A 19,387-nucleotide genomic window follows, 5' to 3' on the forward strand; every position below is an offset into this window, starting at 1 on the left:
TCGGGCCGTGAATTCAGCACAAACGGAAAACACCGATGAGCCTCCACACCCGCACCAAACGCCTCACCGTCCCGCAACTGGTCGCCATGAAGGGCCAGCAGAAAATCGTCTCCCTCACCGCGTACTCCAGCGCCATCGCCAAGCTGATCGACCCGCTGGTCGACTTCATTCTGGTGGGTGATTCCACGGCGATGGTCGGCTACGGCCGGGCCTCGACCTTGAGCATGCAGCTGGAAGAAATCATCGGCCACACCCGCGCCGTGGTCGACAGCACGCGCCTGGCCTGCGTGATTGCCGACATGCCCTTTGGCAGTTATCAGGAATCCAACGAGCAAGCGTTTCGCAACTGCGCCCAAGTGCTGGCGCGCACTGGTTGCGATGCGCTGAAGCTGGAGGCCAACGTGGCGTTGGCGGGCACCGTCGAGTTTCTGGTGGCGCGCGGCATTCCGGTGATGGCCCATGTGGGGCTGATGCCGCAGTTCGTCAACGTGATGGGCGGCTTCAAGGCCCAAGGGCTTACCGCCGAAACTGCTGCAGTGATTGCCGCAGATGCCCGTGCCAACCTGGAGGCGGGCGCCTTCGGCCTGCTGCTCGAAGGTGTGGCCGAAGGCGTCGCGCGGCAGATCACCCTGGATTCAAAGATGCCCACCATCGGCATTGGCGCTTCACCGGCCTGCGATGGCCAAGTGTTGGTGACCGAAGACCTGTTGGGCCTGGGCGGCGAACACCTGCCGCGCTTCGTCAAACAGTACGCAGATGTAGGCGCGGTGATTCGCGATGCCTGCGAGCGGTTTGCCGACGATGTGCGCCATGGCCGTTTCCCTGAAGCGCGGCATTGCTACGGGCTTTGATCGATCGCCTCGGCCAATCGCTTCACGGCCTGGGCGATATCCTTGCTCCAGTTGAGGGTGTAGCTTAGGCGCAGGTGTTGCGGCCAGGCGCCATGCTGGCTGAACAGCTCGCCAGGGGCGATGACGATGCGTTGGGCCAGCAGGCGCTCAAATACCTGACGCATATCCACCGCATGCGGTGCTTGCAGCCAGAAGCTGGCGCCGCCTTGGGGCGCGATCACCTGCCAATGTTCCTCCAGCAAGGCTTTCATGCCGGTCATGCGCTCCAGCAGCAGCGCCCGCAGCGCTTTTAAATGCGCGTCGATACGCTTGGAGGTGAGCAGCTTGGCGATCGCCTTTTGCCGGATCGGTGACAGGCGAAACCCACGCTCCAGAAACACCCGCTGCAATTGCGGCGCGTGCCCGTGGCACACCGCATAGCCATACGGCGCTTCCGAGCCGATGACTTTATCGAAGGTCGAAAACACCAGCAGCTTCTGCAGGTCGGCGAAGTCGCGATAACGCGGCGGCGGCGCTTCGAAATACAACTCGCCGTAAGTGTCGTTTTCGAACAGCCAGATATCCCGCGCCGCCAGCCAGCGGCAGATCTGCTGCTTGTCCTGTGCCGGCATCACGCCGCCCTGGGGGATATTCACCGTCGACGACAGCACCGCCAGGCGAATCGGCTCACGCATCAGCACGCCTTCCAGCGCCGCCAGGTCGAAACGCCCGTGGGCGTCGAGCGGCATTTCGATCACGCGAATCTTCGCCGCTTGCAACTGGCGCAAAATCGCCCACGAACACGGTGACTCCACCAGCGCCACGGTGCCGCACAGGTCCAGGGCATTAAGTGCCGCATCCAGCACGCTGTGCAAGTCCGCGCCGATATACACCTGGTCGGCCTGCCAGTAGCGGTCGGCGGATTGGGTGTAGCGCTCGGCCAATGCGGTGCGCAACTCGGGCTCACCGAAGGGTAAGTAAAGCGGCGCCAGCGAGCGTGGGTGCTGGCGGGTCAGTTCACGCTCAAGCATCAGCAGCGGGTTTTCCAGCGACAACAGCATGGCCGGTGCATCGCTGCTCAAGGCAAGCATTCCCGGCTGGCGGGCATTGGCGAACACTTGGTCGAGCAGGTTGGTTTCAGTTGTTACCCGTGCAGCCATGGCCCTCGTGAAATAACCCTGTTTGGGCCGCGCGTAGATCCGCCCTTCATCCTCAAGCAAGGCGTAGGCGTACTTGGTGGTCGACACCGATACGCCAAGGCGCTCGGCCAATTGGCGCAGGGACGGCAGTTTGCGTTCGCCTGACGACGGGCTGGCGTCGATCAACTCGACGAGGTAACGGTAGACCGTCTGATAGGCAAAGCCGGCGTCTTTGGGTTTATCCATGGTCCTTTGAGCTGCGCAAAACAGAGTGGGAAGAGAGCCTGGCAGTATCACTCAAGGCGATCTTATTTGCGCGCGTCTCGGGCTGAACAGCCCACGGCTCGGCCCATTGGGTTTGAGGCAACCCATCATGAACAGGGCTAAAGGTTTAGTGAAATCGTTTCATTATCTCTTGCTCTATAGCCAGCCTACACTCCACCTTAATTATTGAAACTGTAAAGACTTGGGTCAAACGTCGGCGTGTTGCTAAAAGACAAGCAGTGAACTCAAGTCTGTCTCAACTTTTAAGGTGTCAGGTGGTCATGGATAACGCGTTTGAATTTACGATTAAGAGTGTTTGTTTTGACGAGCACTATCGCCCCTCCGAAAACACGCGCACCACCACTAACTTTGCTAATTTGGCCAGGGGCGAGCGTCGTCAGGAAAACCTGCGCAATACCTTGACGATGATTAATAACCGCTTCAATGCCTTGGCGCATTGGGATAACGCTGGCGGTGATCGGTATGCGCTCGAACTCGAGATTGTTTCGGCTCAAATGCAGATCGGTGTTGAAGGCAATGGGCAGGCCATTCCGCTGATTGAAGTGTTGAAAACCACGATTGTGGACCGTAAAACCAATGAGCGCCTTGAGGGCATCGTCGGCAATAATTTTTCTTCGTATGTACGCGACTATGACTTTAGCGTGGTGTTGTTGGGCCACAACAGAGGCCAGTCTGAATTCAGCACGCCCGATAATTTTGGCGACTTGCATGGCAAGCTGTTCAAGTGCTTTGTGAATTCAGCGGCGTACAGGCAGCACTTTAAGAAGTTGCCTGTCATCTGCTTGAGCGTTTCGAATACCAAGACCTATCAGCGAACTGAAAACCAGCACCCGGTATTGGGCGTTGAGTATCAGCAGGATGAGTATTCGCTGACCGATGAGTACTTCAAGAAGATGGGCTTGAAGGTGCGCTATTTTATGCCACCCAACAGTGTTGCACCCTTGGCATTTTATTTTTTCGGTGACGTGCTGAGTGATTACACGACGCTTGAACTTATCAGCACCATTAGCACGATGGACACTTTTCAAAAGATTTACCGGCCTGAAATTTACAATGCCAATTCTGTCGCCGGAAAACGCTACCAACCCAGTTTGAAGCATCAGGATTATTCATTAACACGCATTGTTTATGATCGAGAAGAGCGTGGTCGGCTGGCGATTGAGCAGGGCCGGTTTGTTGAGGAAAATTTCATCAAGCCCTATCACGCTGTGCTTGAACAGTGGTCCGCGCAATACGCCGCTTGACTCATCAAACTTACAAGGTTGTGCCTGTCATGAAAAAGTTATTACCCACTTCTACAGCTGGCAGCTTGCCAAAACCGGCCTGGCTTGCTGAGCCCGAGACGCTGTGGTCACCCTGGAAGTTGCAAGGTGACGAATTAATTGAAGGCAAGCAAGATGCCTTGCGCTTGGCATTGCAAGAGCAGCAAGACGCCGGGATTGATATCGTCAGTGATGGCGAGCAAACCCGCCAACACTTTGTCACCACGTTTATCGAACACCTGAGCGGTGTTGATTTCGAGAAGCGTGAAACCGTCAGGATTCGTGATCGCTATGACGCGAGCGTGCCGACGGTTGTAGGCGCCGTTGCGCGCCCAAAGCCGGTGTTTGTCGAAGACGCCAGGTTCTTGCGCCAGCAAACCAACCAGCCGATCAAATGGGCGCTGCCAGGCCCCATGACCATGATCGATACGCTGTATGACAACCACTATAAAAGCCGCGAAAAACTCGCGTGGGAATTCGCCAAGATCCTCAACGAAGAAGCCCGGGAACTGGAAGCGGCGGGCGTCGACATTATTCAGTTTGATGAACCGGCCTTTAACGTGTTCTTTGACGAGGTGAATGACTGGGGCGTCGCCACCCTGGAACGGGCCATTGAAGGCCTTAAATGCGAAACGGCGGTGCATATCTGTTATGGCTATGGCATCAAGGCCAACACCGATTGGAAAAAGACCCTGGGGTCGGAGTGGCGGCAATATGAAGAAGCCTTCCCCAAGCTACAGAAATCCAGCATCGATATCATTTCGCTGGAATGTCACAACTCCCATGTCCCCATGGACCTGATTGAGCTCATTCGTGGCAAAAAAGTCATGGTTGGGGCCATTGATGTGGCAAACCACACCATTGAAACGCCCGAAGAAGTGGCCAATACCCTGCGCAAAGCCCTTCAGTTTGTCGATGCCGACAAGCTTTATCCGTGCACCAACTGTGGCATGGCGCCCTTGCCTCGCCGCGTGGCAAGGGGCAAGTTGAATGCGTTGAGTGCTGGCGCAGAGATCGTTCGAAGAGAGCTCAATAACGCGCGTTGAGCCACCATTGGAAGGGGTGTACCAAGTTGCACTCCCTGTTCAGGATTTACCATGTCATTTCCCACTACGACGGTCGAGCCACTGAGCTTTCGCGAAGCGCTCGGGCACTACGCGTCCGGTATTACGGTGATTACCTCGCACCTGGATGACGAGCCGGTCGGCTTCACGTGTCAGTCGTTCTACAGCGTGTCGATGAGCCCACCGCTGGTGTCATTCAGCGTAATGTCCAATTCGGCCAGCTACCCCAAGATTCGCCAGGCCGGTCGATTCGTGGTCAATATCCTGTCGGGTGAGCAGGCCGGGATTTCCAACCAATTCGCCCGCCGCGGCACAGACAAATGGCACGGCGTGCAATGGCAGCACTCGCCTTTGGGTAATCCGATCATTGCCGGCAGCCTGCACTGGCTGGATTGCGAAATTCACGCCGAACACGCCGCCGGTGACCACCTGATCGTGATTGGTGAAGTAAAGGCGTTAAGTCTGCGAGCAGCGGCTGCGGCGAAGCCCTTGCTGTATTTCAAGGGGCAGTATTGCAACATCGCCGCACAGGGCGTGGTTCACGGGTAGGTAAAGGTGTGGTTAATAATGTAAGTGCCTAGCGTGTTCGTACGCGCTGTCACCCAGGCAACGGTCATACCGCGTTTTATTTGATCGTCAAGTTCTGATCGGGTTGTGCACAGTTCGATATCGCGCTCAGTGTGTAGATCCTTGATCCATAAGCCCGCCTCGCAACGACTATATTTCCCATAAGCCGGTCCCGGAAACCTGATTTCATAGACGGATTTATAGTGGATTACTTCGCCAGGCAGCAGGTAGACGCACACGGCATAACTATTCAGGAGGAAAACGAATCCAAGGCTGAAGCCCCCTAAAAACTTGTTAGTCGAAGACATATTAGTGCTGTTGGGCGGGCGATTGCGTTCGGGCCTGAACGCACAATAGAGGCCTGTCACAACGCCGAATACCACATAGGTCGTCCATTCAGGAATCCATGCCATCAAGATGGTTTGCCTGGCAACCCGAGAGGCCCAGCCCATGTAAAACATCCATGCCCCAAGGACGAGAAGCACTAATATCAACGCCGCTATTCTTTTGAATTGTCTCCCGAGTGAGGGGTGTTTCATTGTTTTTTTTGCTCGGTTCGTTGGTCGGCTGGGTAGCGTTGAGTGAACACCGGTGTGTTCAACCGATCAATCCACTCAAGCAAAATACCATCTAACCGGGCGCGACGACGCCCACTACTTCTCTGTGCGGCGCCGCAGCAACGAGTGACTTAGCTTCGTAAAAACTCAAGCAAATCCGCGTTGATGACATCCGCATTCGTCGTCGGCATCCCATGGGGAAACCCTGCATAGGTCTTCAACGTGCCATTCTTCAACAGTTTTGCCGACAACGGCCCGGAATCTTCATACGGCACAATCTGGTCATCATCGCCGTGCATCACCAGCACGGGGATCGTGATGCGCCGCAAAGCCTCAGTAAAGTCCGTTTGCGAAAACGCCACAATCCCGTCGTAGTGGGCGATTGCGCAACCCATCATGCCTTGTCGCCACCAGTTCTGGATCACGCCTTCCGACGGTTTGGCACCCGGCCGGTTGTAGCCATAAAAAGGCCCCGATGGTACGTCGCGATAGAACTGCGCACGGTTGGCTTTGAGCTGCGCCTGCATGTCGTCGAACACCGACTTGGGCAAGCCGCCTGGATTGCTCGGTGTTTGCAGCATCAACGGTGGCACGGCGCTGATGATGGCGGCTTTGGATACGCGGTCTTCGCCGTGGCGGGCAATGTAGTGAATGACTTCGCCACCGCCGGTGGAGTGGCCCACATGGGCGGCGCCCTGTACACCAAGGTGGTTGACCACGGCGGCGACGTCGTCGGCGTAGTGGTCCATGTCGTGGCCGTCCCAGACCTGGCTGGAGCGGCCATGGCCGCGGCGGTCGTGGGCGACGACGCGGTAACCGTTAGCCAGGAAGAACAGCATCTGCGCATCCCAGTCATCGGCGCTCAGTGGCCAGCCGTGGTGGAAGAAGACCACCGGGGCATCGCGTGGGCCCCAGTCTTTGTAAAAGATCTCAACGCCGTCCTGCGTAGTGACATACCCCATGTTCATCTCTCCAAAGTGATTGATCGGCCATCAACAGCAACGTGTTGATCGTGACCGGTTGAACAAAGTGCGGCTCAACCGATGGGCGGCCACGCTTGGCTGCCTGATCACTTGAGGTTTACAGTCCGCCTCAAGGTCAATGTGCGCGCGGAGTGGAACATGAGAATAGGCGAACTGGCGAAACTCAGCGGGTTGGCGCCATCGCGCATCCGTTTCTACGAAGCGAGCGGCCTGATCAAGTCGGTCACGCGCAAGGCCAACGGTTATCGGGACTATGCGCCGGAGGCAGCGGGGATGTTGCAACTGATCACGGGCGCACAGGCGGCAGGGTTTTCCCTGGAAGAAATCCGCCAATTGCTGCCGATGAACGCTGGCGGCTGGCAGCATGAGGCGTTGCTCGGAGGGCTCAAGCGCAAGGTCGAGGAAATCGAGGTGTTGCAGCAACGCCTGGCGCAGAATAAGGCCCAGTTGCTGCGGGTGATTGACGGCATCGAAGGCAAGCCTGAGGGCGTGGCGTGTGCGGACAATGCGCAGTTGTTGCTCAACCGCCTGCAGGATGAGCGCGAGAAAGCCGTGCACTGACCTGAAAAAAGCCATTGACCTTAAAGTTGGCTTTAATCTTATGGTGGTCCCATGTCAACTGAGGACTGCTCCATGAATCTGTTCGATCCCCTGATATTACCCAACGGTTCGACCATCAATAACCGCATCGCCAAAGCCGCCATGGAAGAGAATATGGCAGACGCCGACCAGGCGCCTTCCGCCGATTTGCTGCGTCTCTACCAGGCCTGGGCCGATGGCGGTGCCGGCCTGATCATCACCGGTAACGTGATGGTCGACGGCCGCGCCATGACCGGCCCCGGCGGCGTGGTGTTGCAGGATGAACAGCAACTGGCCAAGTTCAAGCGCTGGGCGCAAGTGGGGCGCGCAGGTGGCGCGCAATTCTGGTTGCAGATCAACCATCCCGGCCGCCAGATGCAGGCCAACCTGGGGCAACAGACCTGGGCACCGTCTGCGGTCGCCATGGACCTGGGCACGTTATCCAAACACTTCAGCCGGCCCCAGGCGATGACCGCCGAGATGATTGCCGAGGTTATCCAGCGTTTTGCGCGCACCGCACGCCTGGGCGAACAAGCCGGTTTTACCGGTGTGGAAATCCATGCGGCGCATGGTTATTTGTTGAGTCAGTTCCTCTCGCCGTTGAGCAATCAACGCACAGACGCGTGGGGCGGCTCCCTGGAAAACCGCGCGCGGCTGTTGCTCGATATCGTCAAGGCGGTACGGGCGGTGGTTAGCAGGGAATTCGCGGTGGCGGTCAAACTCAATTCCGCCGATTTCCAGCGCGGCGGGTTCACCGCCGATGACGCCAAGCAGGTGGTTGAGTGGCTCAACGACCTGGGTGTGGACCTGGTGGAATTGTCCGGTGGCAGTTACGAAGCGCCCGCCATGCAGGGGGACGCGCGTGACGGCCGCACCCTGGCGCGTGAGGCTTATTTTGTTGAGTTTGCCCACGACATCCAGACGGTCGCCAAGATGCCGGTGATGGTCACCGGCGGGATCCGTCGACGTCCGGTGGCTGAAAGCGTGGTGTACAGCGGCGTGGACATGGTGGGCATCGGCACCGCGTTGGCGATTGATCCGCAACTGCCGCGTGCGTGGCTTGAAGGCAAAGACACAGCGCCCGAACTGCCGCCGATCACTTGGAAAAACAAAGCCTTCGCCTCCTTGGCCAATATGGCGCTGGTCAAGTTCCAGCTGCGCAAACTCAGCCAGCGCAAGCAGCCTGATCCCGGCGTATCACCGTTACGCGCATTGATCGAGCAGCAACTGGGCAACGCTTTGCGCACGCGGCAGTATCGCCGCTGGATCGCCAAGCGTAGCGCGTAGGCGGTGGTCAGGACGGGGTCAGTTGCGCCGCCGCAACCTTCACCCGCGTCGCCCGCCGCGCCATTACCCAGGCCAGCACCGGCGCCAGGGTAAACAGGGCAAACAACCACTGTGCCGCGTTGGCGATGCCGGCATTGCCGGTGGCGTCGTTGATACCCGCCACGTTGGAAATCACTCCCGCCAATGCCGCGCCCAGGGCCATGGCGAACAGCTGCAAGGTGGTGATCGACGCGGCGGCCGTGTCCTTGTCCTGCTCCGACGCCACTTGCAGGATGCGCGTCAGCAGGTGCGGCCAGCCCAGGCCGATGCCGAAACCGACCAGGAACAGCCCGAGGCAGATCGGCGCCAACCGCGCCCATTCACCCAGGCTTTCCACTGGCGTGGTGATGGCTAGCAGCACCAGCCCGGCCACGATAAACAGCGGCCCCGCGAGGATGGCGCGCTGTGCGCTGCGGCCGCTCCAGCTGGAACTGAGGATTTCCGACACGGTCCAGCCGGCCGCCATCAGCGCCGCCATGTACCCGGCAACCAGCGGTGATTGACCATGCAGGTGTTGCAGGAAATACGGCATGAAAATCTCGCTGCTCATGCCGATCACCAGCAGGCAAGTGGTTGCATACAGCGCGCACAGTGGGGTGTTGAACTTCAGCGCGTCCTTGGGCAGCAGGCGTATGGTCGCGTTGGACTCGTGGCGGATCAGCACACCTACCAACACGGCGCACACCGCGATGCCCAGCAGGTTCCAACTCGGCAGCGCCGACACGCTGCCTGCGCACACGGCCAGCACGGCGGCAGCCAACAGCACCAGTTGTGGCACCGGCAAGCGGGTCGGCGTGCTCGCCGTGGCGTCGCGTGGCGGTAGCGCGCGGTGGGTGAGGACCATATAGGCAAGGCTTATCGGCACCATGGCGCCGAAGGCGAAACGCCAGGCATCCATCTCGGCGAACACGCCACCGACCGCCGGGCCGACCAAGGTAGCCACGCCCCACATGCCTGACACCAGCGCCATTGCTCGCGGCCACAGGCGCTCCTCAAACACCAGTTGGATCATCGAGTAACACAAGGCCAGCAACATGCCGCCGCCCAACCCCTGTATCAAGCGCCCGACCAGCATCACCGGCATGTTTGGCGCCAAGGCGCAGATCAGCACACCGACCATAAAGATCAACGTGGCGACGGTATACGCCAGCCGCGGCCCGGTGCGTTGCAGCAGCTTGGAAGTGAGGGCGGAGCCGAGGATCGAAGCCACCACATACAGCGTGGTGCTCCACGCATACAGCGCCAGCCCGCCGATTTCGGCGACCACCGACGGCAGAATGGTCGTGGCGATATAAGTGTTGGTGGCATACAGCGCGATGCCGCCGGAAAGGGCGATGGAACGGGTGGCATTCTTGCCCCGGAGCAACTCGCTCCAGCTGCTGTCTTGGGTGTGCATCGACGATTCCTTGTGCCGCTGGCAGGCTTGGGTTAATTTGCCAAGTAATTGCTTTGAATATTGCGACGAGGCTGTTTATTTTGTCAAGAAACGACTTGGAATATTCGCCGGTGTCGCCGGCGGAGCGTTTGCTGCACCTGCTCAAGACCCGTGGGCCACAATTGGCCAGTGATGCTGGCGAGTTCCTCGGCACCACCGGTGAAGCGGCACGCCAGCAGTTGGTGAAGCTGGCGGCCAGTGGGTTGGTCGAGGCGCGCTCCGAGGTACGCGGGGTAGGGCGCCCGACCCAGGTTTGGCAGCTCACGGCGACGGGGCACGCGCGCTTTCCGGATACCCATTCCGAACTCACCGTGCAACTGTTGCAGACCGTACGCGAGACCTTTGGTGAAGAGGCTATTGAGCGTTTGATTGACGTGCGCGAGCGCCAGACCCTGGCGTTGTATGAACGTGAGATGCAGGGCGTCAGCGGCCTTAAAGCGCGGGTCGAAAAGCTTGCGGCACTGCGCACGCGTGAAGGTTATATGGCCCAGTGCAGCGAGCAGCCGGACGGTGCCCTGATCCTGGTAGAGAACCACTGCCCGATTTGCGCAGCGGCGACCGCATGCCAAGGGTTTTGCCGCGCAGAATTGCAGGTGTTCGAGCAGGTGTTGCGTGCCAAGGTCGAGCGCGTGGAGCATATTCAGTTGGGCGCGCGGCGGTGTGCTTATCGGATTCACTGAACGCGCCACCGATTAAATGTGGGAGCTGGCTTGCCTGCGATAGCCATCGGTGTCAACACAGCTATTGAAGGTATCCACATTCCCCTGTGGCGAGCGGGCTTGCCCCGCGTTGGGCTGCGAAGCAGCCCTGAAATCAGGCGCTGCTTTTTTTCAGAAAGAGCGCGGTGGCATTACTGGGGCCGCTGCGCAGCCCAACGCGGGGCAAGCCCGCTCGCCACAACAGCCCGTTCAGCCTGTAGCATCGCAGCGGTGCGACGATTCGGCACGTCAGCTCCCTTCTCCCAGTGCGACCGCCACCTCCTTGGCCACCTCGATAAACGCCCGCGCCGCCGCACTCTGGTACACCCCTTTGCGCTGCATCAACACCGCTGTGCGCTGCAGCCGCTGCGGCCCCAGTTCAATCGCGACCAACTCGGGATGCGCCCGTGCAATCGCGGCCGGCAATAGCGTCGACAGCGTGGTCCGGCGCACCACCTCGATCAGTGCGCCGATCACATTGGCCTCCATCACCACGCGCGGGCGGATGCCATGCTGGTTGCAGTAGTGGTCGATCTGCTCGCGGGTGGCGAACGCCTTGCTGAGCAAGATCAGCGATTCGCCGTTCAGCGCCTGCAACCCGATGGCTGCCTCGCCTGCCAGCGGGTGTTGGTTGCCGACCACCAACGCCAGGGTTTCCACCAGCAGGGGATAGCTGTCGATGTCGGGCGCGTGCACTTGATCAAAGGCGATGCCCACATCCAGCTCGTCGGCCAGCAGCTGGTTTTCCATCTGCTCCTGGGCGACTTCGCGCACGTTCAAGGTGATGTTTGGGTAGCGGCGGTGGAAGGCTTCCACCAGCGGCCCCACCAGGTAGGTGGTGAAAGTGGGCGTAACAGCAAACCTCAGCGTCCCACGGCTCAAATCGCCAACGTCATGGATCGCACGCTGGCCTTCCTGCAGTTCCTGCGCCGCCCGTAACGCATAGCGCAGGTAAACCTCACCCGCGTCGGTCAGACGCGTCTTGCGCCCTGAGCGATCAAACAACTGCGCGCCGAGGCTCTCCTCCAACTGCCGCACTTGCTGCGACAGCGCCGGCTGCGAGACATGCAGGGCCGTCGCTGCCTTGGTAAAGCCCTGATGCTCGGCGACAGCAAGGAAGTAATGGATATGGCGCGCCAGCATGCTTGTACTCATAAGATTATCTGATGATCCTGATCATATATGAGACTTTTACCTTATTTAAGTGGCTGCGTAACCTTTGCTTCATCGCATCGCGAACCAAAGGAGTCACCCATGCAAGACATCATCGACGGTTTCCTGAAGTTTCAACGTAACGCCTTCCCCGAGCGTGCCGGCCTGTTCAAAGACCTGGCCAACCAGCAGAGCCCGCGGGCGCTGTTCATCTCCTGCTCCGACAGCCGCCTGGTGCCAGAGTTGGTCACGCAGCGCGAGCCGGGCGACCTGTTCGTGATCCGCAATGCCGGCAATATCGTGCCGTCCTACGGCCCCGAGCCGGGCGGTGTGTCGGCCTCGGTGGAGTACGCCGTCGCCGCCTTGCAAGTCAGCGACATCGTGATTTGCGGCCATTCCGATTGCGGCGCCATGACCGCCATCGCCACCTGCAAATGCCTGGACCACATGCCCGCCGTGGCCGGCTGGTTGCGTTACGCCGACTCCGGCCGGGTGGTCAACGAGGCCCGCCAGCATGTCGACCAGCACGCCAAAGTCGCCTCCATGGTGCGCGAAAACGTCATCGCGCAATTGGCCAATATCCAGACGCACCCTTCAGTGCGCCTGGCCCTCGAAGAAAAACGCGTGACGCTGCACGGCTGGGTCTACGACATCGAAAGTGGGTGCATTCAGGCCTTCGATGGCCGCACCGGCCAGTTCGTCGCCCTTGCCGACAACCCGACTGCGCGTGCCGTTTCCTACTAACACCTTCCTTTTTACCCACGGAGATAACCCCATGATCCAGTCGCAAATCAGCCAGACCGCTCGCCTTGCCCTGACCGACGTCATCCTCTTGGCTAAAGCCCGCAAAGACCTGTCGTTCGCGCAGATCGCCGCAGGCACCGGCCTGCACGAAGCCTTTGTTACCGCCGCCTTGCTCGGCCAGCACCCACTGCCGGCCAGTGCCGCTCAAGCCGTTGCCGACACCCTGGGCCTGGATGCGGATGCCGTGCTCCTGCTGCAAACCATCCCGGTGCGCGGCAGCATCGGCAACGGCATCCCGACCGACCCGACCATCTACCGCTTCTACGAAATGATCCAGGTCTATGGCACCACGCTCAAGGCGCTGGTCCACGAGAAGTTTGGCGACGGCATCATCAGCGCGATCAACTTCAAGCTGGACGTCAAAAAGGTTGAAGACCCGGACGGTGGCTCCCGCGCCGTGATCACCCTGGATGGCAAGTACCTGCCGACCAAACCGTTCTGATCAGCTGAGTAACGGCCCGGCGCTGCAAGGCGCTCGGGCCACGGCAGCGATATTGAGGGTCGCAGTTATGGATTTGATCTTTCGTCATGTACGCATCGACGACGCACAGCCGCTGATGGATGTGATTCTTGATCTGCCCGCGCGGTTGAGGGTGCTCAAGCGCGGGAAGATCGTGGCAATGTCGATATGTCAGCGGTCGGTGGTTTTCTGATCCTGCGTACTCAGCCTGCCCAGAAACCCCGTAATCAACCCCACCACCTGTTGCTGAATCACCGCCCGTGGCCGCCCACCCTCGCCATCACGGCAAATCATGCCATCGCCCGGCGAGCTTTCCTCAATCAACGCGATCGCGCCCGGTTTGCAGATCGACATAAAGCTGAAGTGCGTGGCGTCGCTGATTTCCACGTACTGCGTCGTGGCTTTTGGCAGGCGCTTGACCAGGTTGGCGGATTCCAGGTTGGGGTCCATATCCTCGGTTGGCACGCCACCTGCGATAACCAACGCAGGCACCTTGAATGCCGCCAGGCTGGCGTCGGTCATGCCGCGTGACAGGCCCAGGTCCAGAGACACGATGGCGGTGACGCGCTTGTCGCTCAAGTCCGCAGCCAGACGCGCTTTGCCGTCGGGTGTCGCGGCGGGGTTCATCTCATGGTAGCCGATGCAACCGCCCAGCTTCGGGTGGGCGGCGCAGTCGCGGCTGAACAGGTCAGGATCGAAGCGCGCGCCGGCGATTTCCAGTACGGTCCAGCCGCCGAGGGAATGGCCGACAGCAGTAATGTGTTGGTTCGCCACCGCGCCAAACTGTTGCGGTTGAGCCAGCACGGCGTCGATAGCGCGGCTCAGGTCGGCCGGGCGTTGCCATAGCTGTGCGGCGGCTTGCGGGTTGCGGTCCTTGGTGGTGGTGCCGGGGTGGTTGACCGCCGCGACGATGTAACCTTTGTGCGCCAATGCACTGGCCAGCCACACCTGATTGCCCCAGTTGCCGCCGTGACCGTGGGACAGCACCACCAGCGGATGCTCGCCCGCAGCCGGCGGCGCGTCGGGCACGGCGAGGGCGCCGATGAAGACCGCGTTGTCGGCGATCAGCGTGGGTTTGGCCGTGGTGGTAGCGGGGTACCACACCACCAACTCCAGTGGGCGGTTGTTGTGCGTATCGGGCAGGGTGGTGGTTTTGAAACCGACCGAGCTTTCGTCGGAGAAAGCGGGGGCGGCCAGGCAGAGCAGGAACAGCGCGCGTAGAGCGGTTTTCATTGTTGTTATCGTCCTTGATTTAGGTAGCGAATCATCACCTGAAACCCTGTGGTCTGCACATCCCCTGTTTGCAGTTAATACCCGCCCCGTTGGGGATCGTTTCGCTAGCCCGTTCGTCTGTCAGTGTTTGAGATTAATCGCCTGTGCCACCTTGGTATTGGCCAACCCAGCCCCATAACTACCCTCGTATCCACTGAGGGCGCAGACCATGACCAACCCAACCGAAACCGCCATCCTTGCCGGCGGCTGCTTCTGGGGCATGCAAGACCTGTTGCGGCGCTATCCTGGTGTACTCAGCACGCGTGTCGGCTACACCGGCGGCGATGTGCCGAATGCCACGTATCGCAACCACGGCAACCATGCCGAAGCCATCGAGATTGTGTTTGACCCGGCGGTGATCAGTTATCGGCAGATACTGGAGTTTTTTTTCCAGATCCATGACCCGAGCACGCCTAACCGCCAGGGCAATGACACGGGGCCAAGCTATCGGTCGGCGATTTACTATTTGAGTGAGCAGCAGCGCGACATTGCCGAAGATACGGCGGCCGACGTGGATGCGTCGAAGCTGTGGCCTGGTCGAGTGGTCACCGAGATTGAGCCGGCAGGGCCGTTCTGGGAGGCGGAGCCTGAGCACCAGGATTATCTGGAGCGGATACCGAATGGGTACACCTGCCACTTTATTCGGCCGAACTGGAAGCTGCCGAAGCGGGCTTGAGGGCCGCCGAGATGATCGTTGCAAAATGTGGGAGCTGGCTTGCCTGCGATTACAGTGTGTCAGTCAATAAATTAGTTAACTGATCCTCCGCCATCGCGGGCAAGCCCGCTCCCACAGGGTTTTGTGTTTGATCGTTAGCCGGCGGCCTCGCGCTCCAGCAGCCTGTCCATCAGCAACACCCCCAACTCACTCAACTGGTGAATCGCCAGCGCCACGTCGCGCTGTTTTCCCGTCAAATCTTCTGACAGGTCGAGCAACAAGGCAGTGACCGAGGAAAAGGTTTCGTAGCTGTTGGTGATCAGGGTTTCGTTGCTGGCATCGGCCGCGACGTTGAACAGCGAAGGTGGTGGCATAGCCGGGTCGGCTTTTGGATTGAGGTAGTGATCAATTGCGCGATGCGCGGCCTGATTGAGTTTCAGGTCCGGTTCGCTGGGAGGGTTCGGCGTTATTTTAAACATGTGTGTTGTACCTGATTAGGGCCGACACCTTTTCGCTACTAAACGAAAGGGTGGCAGCTGTGCACAGGTTAGTAGACCGGGGAAACACACAAAGCCGGCGCGCCCGAGGACGCCCTGCGCACAGCCACCATCAAGCACAGACAAAAACATCTGAGAGATGAGGCTCATGCACTTTATGTTGTCACTCGGGCTACTAAACCCGATCACTGAGTTGTCAGCGACCGAGCAACCTTAGAGACGCCCACCACAGCGCACAAGCCGGCGGATTCTGACGCAAGCGTAGGCAATGGAGCAAGGCGCTGTGGCTTCGGACTTTGCTGTTTCCCGCTTCGTTGTAGGACATGAGCCCTACACTGACCTAAATGTGGGAGCGGGCTTGCTCGCGAAAGCGGTGTATCAGCCAACACATTCAGTGACTGACACTCCGCTTTCGCGAGCAAGCCCGCTCCCACAGGGTTCTGTGTTGGTTGGTGGATTGGTGGGTTGATCAGGCTTTGGCCACACCTACCCGCCACTGCGCCGGCGGCAGCAAGCCATTCACCAGGTAATTACCGACGATCCGCGACTTGTACACCCGCGGGTTATGGTTCGCCAACGTGCGTGCATTGCGCCACAGCCGGTCCAGAGCCTTGTTGCTGGCCGTGGCGCTGGCGCCCAATGCATCGAACAATCCGGTGGTCGCCGCCAACGTCGCATCCACCACGGGATTGACTGCCAGGCACACCTCCAGCTCCGCCAGGGCAACCTGTGGGTCGTCGTCATTAAGGGGCTGGTCCTGCGCAATCACATACTGCGCCGTCTGATCCAGGCGCTGCGCCGCGTGCTGGGTGATGGCTTGTGCGGCGTAGGCTTGGCTGGCGACTTCGCCAATCACTTGCAGCAACTGCACATCCTGGGCGGCGGTGTCGGCGTTGCCGGTGGTGAAGGTGCGGGCGCGCTGGCTGAGTTCGGCGGCGCCGCTGAGTGCGGCGCGGCGGGCGATGCCGGCCAGGGTGGCAAGGTGGTAGATCTGGTAGAACGACTGGCCATAGGCGAAGCGTTGGGTGGTGGGGCGCACATCGTCATCCACCACCGGTGCGTTGTCGAAGAGGCAGGTGCCGCTGGCGGTGAGGCGTTGGCCGAAGCCATTCCAGTCGTCGATGATCTGCACACCGGGCGCCTTGAGGTCGACCACCAGGCTGTACACCACACCGTCTTCGCCGGTGGCCACGGTGTTGATCAGGTCACTGTAGAGCGCGCCGGTGGTGTAGAACTTTTTGCCGCTGATGCGCAGTGTGCCATCGGTGTGGCGGTGCAGGCGGGTGCCGAAATCGCCACGGGCCTGGTTGCCGACTTCGGTGCTGCCTGGGGAAAGCAGGGCGCCTTGGCCGAGGCGGTCGAGCCATTGGGCGCGCCAGTCGCGGTCTTTGGCGCATAGCACGTCTTCGCAAAAGCCAAAATGCCCACGCAGTGCCTGGGTGATGTTGGAGTCGGCGGCGGAAAGCTCTGTCAGCAGCGCAAGCAGTTCAGCGAAGGTCGCGCCTTGCCCGCCGTAACTGACTGGCAATCGCCAGCGTGGCAAACCCAGAGCGTTGAGCTGTTGGATCACTGTCGACAGGCTGGTGCGTGTCTGATCCGCCTCGGCAGCGTGTGCCAGGATCTGCGCAAACAGCGGGCGAAACGGAGCGGCCAGTTGTTCGTAACGGGCGGAGGGCGCAGTGCCCCAGATATTCAATACGGGAGTCGACATGCAATGGACCTTGCAGAAAGGGTTTCAGGCGCGGGGTCCAGTGGTCTGGTGGCGTCACCCTAACTCAGTGGGCAGCAAACTTTTAATACGAAAAATAGCTAACCCACTGTTCGGCGGTTCTATCGATAGTGCACAACAGTATTAAACCCGGCGCTTTTATTGCGTTAGCTTCTACGGGCGCCACGCTCGGCGACTGCCAAAACCCTTCTCTCATTGCCAGACTGCACGCCCACAGATGGTTGAGTCAGCCATTAACTGTGTGGATCCCTCTTATGATCAATCGTCGTAACCTGCTTGCCGTGCTGGGCCTGGCCTCGCTGACACTGCATGGCTCATCGGTGGGGGCGGCAGAGCCGCAGACCCTCACGGTAGGCGACCAGTTCTTCTCCAATCGCATCGTCCTGGAGTTGTCGGGCGAGCTGAAAGACTTGCCGTATAAAATCGACTTCAAGCGCTTCAACACCGGCTCCCCGGTAGCCTCTGCGGTCGCCAGTGGCGCACTGGACGTGGGCATTGTCGGCGACACGCCGGTGATCAGCCTCGCCGCCAATGGCGCGCCGGTCAAAGTGGTTGCCAGCACCCAGACCAGCCTTGACGGCGTGGGCATTGTGGCGCGCAAAGGCATTCATTCGGTGGCCGAGCTCAAAGGCAAAACGGTGGCGATCTGGAACGGTTCATGGAGCCAGCAACTGGCCTACAAGGCCCTGGATGAGGCCGGTGTGCCGCGCAGCAGCGTGACCTTCAAATACCTGCTGCCGGCCGAAGCCAGCCTGGCGCTGAGCCAGGGCGACATCGATGCCTTCGGCACCTGGGAACCCTACGTGTCGTTGCAGGAGAAAGAGGGCAGCACCCTGATCCGCAATGCCAAGGGCCTGATGAGCGCGCCGACCTACATCGTTGCGTATGAGCCGGCGCTGGCGCAGAAACGCGCGATTATCAAAGATTTTGTGGCGCGTCTCACCCGTGCGCGGGTGTGGAGCAGCAGCCACGTTGATGAGTATGCCCAGGCGTGGTCGAAGGCCAACCAATCTGCACCGGAGATTGCCAAGGTGTGGTTCAAGCGTGATGCGATCAAGGTGCTGCCGATCTCCCCGACCATTGTCGGCGAAGCCCAGGCCACGGCGGATTTCCTGGTCGATGCGCAGATGCTCAAACAGCCTTATGACGTGACGCCCTTGTTTGATCAGGCCCTTTAAACGCGGACGAAACACGCGCTAATAGTCTCGGGCGCCTGTTGATACGGGGGCTGAGCTAGGGTTTTTGGTTCCGGTTGGCGCCGGAACAAAAAATTCACTAGCATCAGTATGGAGTAGCCAGTAGGCTACAGGTGAGACTTTGACCAATTCGATCGGCAGGACGCCGGAGTTTGATACATGGCTCGACGGTATGAAGGATCTATGGGGCAAAACGGCGGTGCTGACTCGCCTGGACCGCGCCGAAGAAAACAATTTTGGCGATTGCGAGCCGGCCGGTGACGGCCTGAGTGAAATGCGTGTATTCGTCGGGCCTGGCTACAGGATTTATTTTGTACGCACAGGCATCACGGCCTACCTGATGCTGTGGGGCAGTGATAAAACCGACCAAAAAAGAGGCATACAGCGGGCAAAAGAGATTCTTGTTGCCCTGAGAGGTAAATGAAATGAGCAACGCGACATTCAAACCCGAGGACATGCCGATCCTCGATCTTGATACATCCGGCACCAGCGTCTACGAAGCTTCGCGCTTCCTCGACAGCCCGGAAATCATCAGTGCTTATCTGGCACAAAGCATGAAGTCCCAGGACCCGCAGATCCTCATGAAGGCGCTGGCTGAAGTCGCCAAGGCCCAGGGTGTGAACAAGGTGGCCGAGGCGGCGGGGGTCAATCGCGAGAGTCTGTATAAAACCCTGAAGGGCGGCTCTAAAACACGTTTTGAAACGATCAAGAAGCTGATGCTGGCGTTAGGCGTTGAGCTGACTGTGCAGCCCGTTGCAGCTGGCGCGAGCAAAAAAATGCCGCGGCACAACGGACAATAATCAGCAACTGTCAGTTTTCACAGTATCTTTCTCCTTGAAGTCATGGTCTTGTCACACGCTGATGCGAACGTTCCCTAGCCAAAAAACACAAGGCACC

Annotated in this window: 20 protein-coding genes; 13 read left to right on the forward strand and 7 right to left on the reverse strand. The window is 59.5% G+C overall.

Going from position 1 to position 19,387, the window contains the following annotated elements:
- Nucleotides 1–35: 35 nt before the first annotated feature.
- Nucleotides 36–851, forward strand: a complete 816-nt coding sequence (gene panB / locus AOA62_RS14290) for a 3-methyl-2-oxobutanoate hydroxymethyltransferase (protein WP_099548954.1) — start codon at nt 36–38, stop codon at nt 849–851.
- Here panB and AOA62_RS14295 read toward each other — a convergent pair.
- On the reverse strand, nt 839–2,215 hold the full coding sequence (locus AOA62_RS14295) for a PLP-dependent aminotransferase family protein (RefSeq protein WP_099548955.1): 1,377 nt from the start codon (nt 2,213–2,215) through the stop codon (nt 839–841). The genes panB and AOA62_RS14295 overlap by 13 nt on opposite strands.
- Nucleotides 2,216–2,514: 299 nt before the next feature.
- On the opposite strand from AOA62_RS14295, the gene AOA62_RS14300 reads away from it, so the two are divergent.
- The 3 genes from AOA62_RS14300 to AOA62_RS14310 are packed head-to-tail and all read left to right on the forward strand — an operon-like array spanning nt 2,515 to nt 5,129.
- The gene (locus AOA62_RS14300) at nt 2,515–3,498 is read left to right on the forward strand and encodes a DUF1852 domain-containing protein (RefSeq protein WP_099548956.1); all 984 of its coding nucleotides are present in this window, start codon (nt 2,515–2,517) and stop codon (nt 3,496–3,498) included.
- A gap of 29 nt (nt 3,499–3,527) precedes the next feature.
- Nucleotides 3,528–4,562: a methionine synthase gene (locus AOA62_RS14305; protein WP_017136982.1), complete on the forward strand. Its 1,035-nt coding sequence runs from the start codon at nt 3,528–3,530 to the stop codon at nt 4,560–4,562.
- Nucleotides 4,563–4,613: 51 nt separating this feature from the next.
- Nucleotides 4,614–5,129, forward strand: coding sequence for a flavin reductase family protein (locus tag AOA62_RS14310; RefSeq protein WP_017136981.1), 516 nt, complete (start codon nt 4,614–4,616; stop codon nt 5,127–5,129).
- 706 nt (nt 5,130–5,835) lie between these two features.
- Here AOA62_RS14310 and AOA62_RS14320 read toward each other — a convergent pair.
- Entirely contained in the window at nt 5,836–6,666 is an 831-nt protein-coding gene (locus AOA62_RS14320; protein ID WP_017136979.1) for an alpha/beta fold hydrolase, read from the reverse strand.
- Nucleotides 6,667–6,825: 159 nt separating this feature from the next.
- Here AOA62_RS14320 and AOA62_RS14325 point away from each other — a divergent pair, with 159 nt between their 5' ends.
- A complete protein-coding gene (locus AOA62_RS14325) occupies nt 6,826–7,248 on the forward strand; it encodes a MerR family transcriptional regulator (protein ID WP_017136978.1) in 423 nt (140 codons plus the stop codon).
- Nucleotides 7,249–7,320: 72 nt separating this feature from the next.
- Nucleotides 7,321–8,553 carry an NADH:flavin oxidoreductase/NADH oxidase family protein gene (locus AOA62_RS14330; RefSeq protein ID WP_099548957.1) on the forward strand — a complete coding sequence of 411 codons (1,233 nt, stop codon included), beginning with the start codon at nt 7,321–7,323 and terminating at the stop codon, nt 8,551–8,553.
- Between the two features lie 7 nt (nt 8,554–8,560).
- Here AOA62_RS14330 and AOA62_RS14335 read toward each other — a convergent pair whose 3' ends face one another.
- Complete coding sequence (locus AOA62_RS14335; RefSeq protein ID WP_099548958.1) at nt 8,561–9,988, reverse strand: MFS transporter; 1,428 nt, start codon at nt 9,986–9,988, stop codon at nt 8,561–8,563.
- 95 nt (nt 9,989–10,083) lie between these two features.
- Here AOA62_RS14335 and AOA62_RS14340 point away from each other — a divergent pair, with 95 nt between their 5' ends.
- Complete coding sequence (locus AOA62_RS14340; protein ID WP_218244125.1) at nt 10,084–10,707, forward strand: metalloregulator ArsR/SmtB family transcription factor; 624 nt, start codon at nt 10,084–10,086, stop codon at nt 10,705–10,707.
- 267 nt (nt 10,708–10,974) lie between these two features.
- Here AOA62_RS14340 and cynR read toward each other — a convergent pair whose 3' ends face one another.
- Nucleotides 10,975–11,868 carry a transcriptional regulator CynR gene (gene cynR / locus AOA62_RS14345; RefSeq protein WP_099548959.1) on the reverse strand — a complete coding sequence of 298 codons (894 nt, stop codon included), beginning with the start codon at nt 11,866–11,868 and terminating at the stop codon, nt 10,975–10,977.
- 111 nt (nt 11,869–11,979) lie between these two features.
- Between cynR and AOA62_RS14350 the strand changes: the two genes are divergently transcribed.
- Nucleotides 11,980–12,621, forward strand: a complete 642-nt coding sequence (locus AOA62_RS14350) for a carbonic anhydrase (RefSeq protein WP_017136973.1) — start codon at nt 11,980–11,982, stop codon at nt 12,619–12,621.
- Nucleotides 12,622–12,652: 31 nt separating this feature from the next.
- Nucleotides 12,653–13,123, forward strand: coding sequence for a cyanase (gene cynS, locus AOA62_RS14355; RefSeq protein ID WP_099548960.1), 471 nt, complete (start codon nt 12,653–12,655; stop codon nt 13,121–13,123).
- A gap of 189 nt (nt 13,124–13,312) precedes the next feature.
- Here the strand turns inward: cynS and AOA62_RS14360 are convergent, their stop codons facing one another.
- Nucleotides 13,313–14,374 (reverse strand): alpha/beta fold hydrolase, encoded by a 1,062-nt coding sequence (locus AOA62_RS14360; protein ID WP_099548961.1) that lies wholly within the window; start codon nt 14,372–14,374, stop codon nt 13,313–13,315.
- A 208-nt stretch (nt 14,375–14,582) separates the two neighbouring features.
- Here AOA62_RS14360 and msrA point away from each other — a divergent pair, with 208 nt between their 5' ends.
- Nucleotides 14,583–15,089, forward strand: a complete 507-nt coding sequence (gene msrA, locus AOA62_RS14365; protein WP_099548962.1) for a peptide-methionine (S)-S-oxide reductase MsrA — start codon at nt 14,583–14,585, stop codon at nt 15,087–15,089.
- A gap of 134 nt (nt 15,090–15,223) precedes the next feature.
- On the opposite strand, the gene AOA62_RS14370 is transcribed toward msrA, so the two are convergent.
- Together AOA62_RS14370 and AOA62_RS14380 are read right to left on the reverse strand one after the other, a co-directional pair.
- Nucleotides 15,224–15,547 (reverse strand): DUF6124 family protein, encoded by a 324-nt coding sequence (locus tag AOA62_RS14370; protein WP_099548963.1) that lies wholly within the window; start codon nt 15,545–15,547, stop codon nt 15,224–15,226.
- A 487-nt stretch (nt 15,548–16,034) separates the two neighbouring features.
- Nucleotides 16,035–17,276 (reverse strand): acyl-CoA dehydrogenase family protein, encoded by a 1,242-nt coding sequence (locus AOA62_RS14380; protein ID WP_099548965.1) that lies wholly within the window; start codon nt 17,274–17,276, stop codon nt 16,035–16,037.
- A 272-nt stretch (nt 17,277–17,548) separates the two neighbouring features.
- Between AOA62_RS14380 and AOA62_RS14385 the strand changes: the two genes are divergently transcribed.
- The 3 genes from AOA62_RS14385 to AOA62_RS14395 all read left to right on the forward strand — a co-directional run bounded on the left by AOA62_RS14385 (nt 17,549) and on the right by AOA62_RS14395 (nt 19,290).
- Nucleotides 17,549–18,472 (forward strand): ABC transporter substrate-binding protein, encoded by a 924-nt coding sequence (locus AOA62_RS14385; RefSeq protein ID WP_099548966.1) that lies wholly within the window; start codon nt 17,549–17,551, stop codon nt 18,470–18,472.
- 139 nt (nt 18,473–18,611) lie between these two features.
- Nucleotides 18,612–18,914, forward strand: coding sequence for a type II toxin-antitoxin system RelE/ParE family toxin (locus tag AOA62_RS14390; protein ID WP_099548967.1), 303 nt, complete (start codon nt 18,612–18,614; stop codon nt 18,912–18,914).
- Nucleotide 18,915: 1 nt separating this feature from the next.
- Nucleotides 18,916–19,290, forward strand: coding sequence for an addiction module antidote protein (locus AOA62_RS14395; RefSeq protein ID WP_099548968.1), 375 nt, complete (start codon nt 18,916–18,918; stop codon nt 19,288–19,290).
- The last annotated feature ends 97 nt before the right edge of the window (nt 19,291–19,387 follow it).

Origin of the sequence: Pseudomonas sp. 2995-3, from assembly GCF_002742565.1 — a bacterium.
GTDB lineage: Bacteria > Pseudomonadota > Gammaproteobacteria > Pseudomonadales > Pseudomonadaceae > Aquipseudomonas > Aquipseudomonas edaphica.

Coding starts and splice junctions, on each gene's coding strand:
- panB (WP_099548954.1), top strand. CDS start 36: ATGAGCCTCCACACCCGCACCAAACGCCTCACCGTCCCGCAACTGGTC.
- AOA62_RS14295 (WP_099548955.1), bottom strand. CDS start 2,215: ATGGATAAACCCAAAGACGCCGGCTTTGCCTATCAGACGGTCTACCGT.
- AOA62_RS14300 (WP_099548956.1), top strand. CDS start 2,515: ATGGATAACGCGTTTGAATTTACGATTAAGAGTGTTTGTTTTGACGAG.
- AOA62_RS14305 (WP_017136982.1), top strand. CDS start 3,528: ATGAAAAAGTTATTACCCACTTCTACAGCTGGCAGCTTGCCAAAACCG.
- AOA62_RS14310 (WP_017136981.1), top strand. CDS start 4,614: ATGTCATTTCCCACTACGACGGTCGAGCCACTGAGCTTTCGCGAAGCG.
- AOA62_RS14320 (WP_017136979.1), bottom strand. CDS start 6,666: ATGGGGTATGTCACTACGCAGGACGGCGTTGAGATCTTTTACAAAGAC.
- AOA62_RS14325 (WP_017136978.1), top strand. CDS start 6,826: ATGAGAATAGGCGAACTGGCGAAACTCAGCGGGTTGGCGCCATCGCGC.
- AOA62_RS14330 (WP_099548957.1), top strand. CDS start 7,321: ATGAATCTGTTCGATCCCCTGATATTACCCAACGGTTCGACCATCAAT.
- AOA62_RS14335 (WP_099548958.1), bottom strand. CDS start 9,988: ATGCACACCCAAGACAGCAGCTGGAGCGAGTTGCTCCGGGGCAAGAAT.
- cynR (WP_099548959.1), bottom strand. CDS start 11,868: ATGCTGGCGCGCCATATCCATTACTTCCTTGCTGTCGCCGAGCATCAG.
- AOA62_RS14350 (WP_017136973.1), top strand. CDS start 11,980: ATGCAAGACATCATCGACGGTTTCCTGAAGTTTCAACGTAACGCCTTC.
- cynS (WP_099548960.1), top strand. CDS start 12,653: ATGATCCAGTCGCAAATCAGCCAGACCGCTCGCCTTGCCCTGACCGAC.
- AOA62_RS14360 (WP_099548961.1), bottom strand. CDS start 14,374: ATGAAAACCGCTCTACGCGCGCTGTTCCTGCTCTGCCTGGCCGCCCCC.
- msrA (WP_099548962.1), top strand. CDS start 14,583: ATGACCAACCCAACCGAAACCGCCATCCTTGCCGGCGGCTGCTTCTGG.
- AOA62_RS14370 (WP_099548963.1), bottom strand. CDS start 15,547: ATGTTTAAAATAACGCCGAACCCTCCCAGCGAACCGGACCTGAAACTC.
- AOA62_RS14380 (WP_099548965.1), bottom strand. CDS start 17,276: ATGTCGACTCCCGTATTGAATATCTGGGGCACTGCGCCCTCCGCCCGT.
- AOA62_RS14385 (WP_099548966.1), top strand. CDS start 17,549: ATGATCAATCGTCGTAACCTGCTTGCCGTGCTGGGCCTGGCCTCGCTG.
- AOA62_RS14395 (WP_099548968.1), top strand. CDS start 18,916: ATGAGCAACGCGACATTCAAACCCGAGGACATGCCGATCCTCGATCTT.